This is a genomic window from Mycobacterium sp. TH-M82 (assembly GCF_057473605.1).
On the sequence record NZ_JBYCKY010000198.1, the window covers coordinates 1 to 2,361 of the forward strand.

3 protein-coding genes, 1 tRNA gene and 2 pseudogenes are annotated in these 2,361 nt (G+C 67.3%); 3 read left to right on the top strand and 3 right to left on the bottom strand.

The features are described 5' to 3' along the window. Both AC2VON_RS05860 and AC2VON_RS05865 read left to right on the top strand, forming a co-directional pair. Nucleotides 1-207 (top strand): annotated as a pseudogene (locus AC2VON_RS05860) (transcriptional regulator); the annotation flags it as partial. 15 nt (nt 208-222) lie between these two features. After that, nucleotides 223-429, top strand: a complete 207-nt coding sequence (locus AC2VON_RS05865; protein WP_486952095.1) for a zinc transporter Slc39a7 — start codon at nt 223-225, stop codon at nt 427-429. 120 nt (nt 430-549) lie between these two features. On the opposite strand, the gene AC2VON_RS05870 is transcribed toward AC2VON_RS05865, so the two are convergent. The 3 genes from AC2VON_RS05870 to AC2VON_RS05880 all read right to left on the bottom strand — a co-directional run bounded on the left by AC2VON_RS05870 (nt 550) and on the right by AC2VON_RS05880 (nt 1,864). Next, nucleotides 550-624: transfer RNA gene (locus AC2VON_RS05870), tRNA-Val, on the bottom strand. Between the two features lie 124 nt (nt 625-748). Next, entirely contained in the window at nt 749-1,174 is a 426-nt protein-coding gene (locus AC2VON_RS05875; protein WP_486952096.1) for a DUF3052 domain-containing protein, read from the bottom strand. A 108-nt stretch (nt 1,175-1,282) separates the two neighbouring features. Further along, nucleotides 1,283-1,864, bottom strand: coding sequence for a hypothetical protein (locus AC2VON_RS05880; RefSeq protein WP_486952097.1), 582 nt, complete (start codon nt 1,862-1,864; stop codon nt 1,283-1,285). A gap of 68 nt (nt 1,865-1,932) precedes the next feature. Here AC2VON_RS05880 and AC2VON_RS05885 point away from each other — a divergent pair. Further along, nucleotides 1,933-2,361: pseudogene (locus AC2VON_RS05885) on the top strand (pyruvate dehydrogenase (acetyl-transferring), homodimeric type); the annotation flags it as partial.

Sequence of the window (2,361 nt, forward strand, 5' to 3'; positions counted from 1 at the left end):
ATGGCCCGGCTGGTACGCACTCGGCGCGAGGGCACCACGATCTTCTACAGCGTGGAAAACGAGCATGTTTGCCAACTGGTCACCGATGCCGTTTTCAACGCCGAGCATGCCGGCCCAGGGGTGCCGTCGCATCACCGCACCGGTAGCAACTTGCAGGCGGTTGCCGAGCAGGCGTTGGTCCCCAAGGGCCGACGAGTCAACGAATGAAGGGAATGAAAAATCATGACGCACCACAACCACGGCCACGAACCGCATGCGCACGAACACAGCCACGGCGAGGTGACCCACACCCACGACCACGCGGATGCACACAACCACGACCATGTGGAGCACGAGCACGCCCACACCCACGAGGACGGGACCGAGCACACCCATCCGCACGTGCACCAGGTCGGGCTTGAGGAACTGCACACCCACGCCCACGCCTGACAACAGGCCCCGCACTACCGCGTCAGGAATCCCCTGCTCCCACATGGGAGCAGGGGATTTTCCACGTCGCCGGGCCTCTAGCCGCCGCTGGCCGACGGTGATGCAACTCGGTATAAACACTGGTGGGCGCGGACGGGATCGAACCGCCGACCGCTGGTGTGTAAAACCAGAGCTCTACCACTGAGCTACGCGCCCCGCCCCGGGCAGGCTACCCGGCTGGGCGTAGGGCATCAAAACGCGAACGTGCGCAAACCCGGTCAGCCCGCGGCGTGTCGGACCGGGGGTCACGCACGCTCGCGCGGGCGGAGCAGAGCCGGCGTCAGCGCCTGCCCGTCCGCGACTTGGGCTGCACCAGCCGGCTGGCGCTCCAGTCGCCGAGGCTGACCGACGAAGTCGGCATCAGGCCGGCGGTGGGCGCCGACTCCGCGATCTCGGCGGGCAGCACGTGACCGGGCCGGCCGGTCTTCGGTGTCAGCACCCAGACCACGCCGTCGTCAGCCAGCGGGGCGATCGCGTCCATCAGGGTGTCCACCAGGTCCCCGTCGCCGTCCCGCCACCACAGCAGGGCCACGTCGACCACCTCGTCGGTGTCTGTGTCGTAGAGCAGTTCGCCGCCGCAGGCATCTTCGACGTCGGCCCGGATATCGTCGTCGGTGTCCTCGTCCCAGCCCCACTCCTGGACAACCTGCCGGCTGTGGATGCCGAGTTTGTGTGCGTAGTTCGGCGCGTTACCCGCCGCGACCACCGTGCGACTCCTCCTTTTACCTTCGACCGTCCGCGCATTGTGCGCTCGGTGTCACCGCCGCACAGCAGGACAGTATCCCACGCGAGGGGTCGATAACCCCAGTAGGTCTCAGTAGGCCCTGCACAGCTGCATCCCCCTCGCCCTGACGGTGTTGAGCTGATCCGTGCGGGAGTTGTACTGCGATGTCGACACGTGACCGGCGATCGCGTCGGCCACCCCGCGCGCCGCGGCGACATAGGAGTTGAATGCTTCGTGCAGCTCGGTCGAGAGCGTGTCATTGATGAGATGGGAAACCTCGTCGGCGCTGTGGTTGAGCGCGTCGACAGCCGGACCCTCGGTTGCGCCGGTGTCGCCACCCTTGTTGAGGGCGGAGACGTATCTGTTGACGGTCTCGATGGCGTCGCTGCTCGTCTTTGCGAACGTGACGCACGCGCCGCGCACCGCTCGCGTGGTCAGCGTCTGCTGCCGCTGAGATTCGCGCAGGCTCGACGTCGCCGCCGACGCCGACACCGACTCGGAGACCCACGAGCGGTAGGCGGGCGCCGCGGACGTGTCCACGTCCGCCGTGCCGCCGATGATGTTGGTGCAACCGATGACTCCCATCGCCAGCGCAGCGGCGATGCCGATCACCAAGGCACCGGTCCGGGCGCGCACCCCCGCCCGCCTGCGCGGGTGCCATCCGTTCAGCACAGCCTCTGACGTTACCGGGTCGCTGCCGATGCGGCACGATAGAGGGACCCCCACCGAGGAGCAGTGCGTTGACTACCGAGTTCGGGCGCCATGACCTGGCCAAAAGCGCAAGCAACACAGGTGAATCCGACCGTGTCCGGGTGATCCGGGAGGGTGTGGCGTCCTACCTGGCCGACATCGACCCGGACGAGACCGCGGAATGGCTGGAGTCCTTCGAAGAACTGCTGGCCCGCTCCGGGCCAGCGCGGGCCCGCTACCTGATGCTGCGGCTGCTGGAACGCGCCGGCGAGCAGCGGGTGGCTATACCTGCGCTGACGTCCACCGATTACGTCAACACCATCCCGACCGATCTGGAGCCGTGGTTTCCCGGCGAGGAAGAGGTCGAACGTCGCTACCGGGCCTGGATCCGCTGGAACGCGGCCATCATGGTGCATCGCGCACAGCGGCCCGGCGTCGGCGTGGGTGGTCATATCTCGACGTACGCCTCGTCGGCGTCG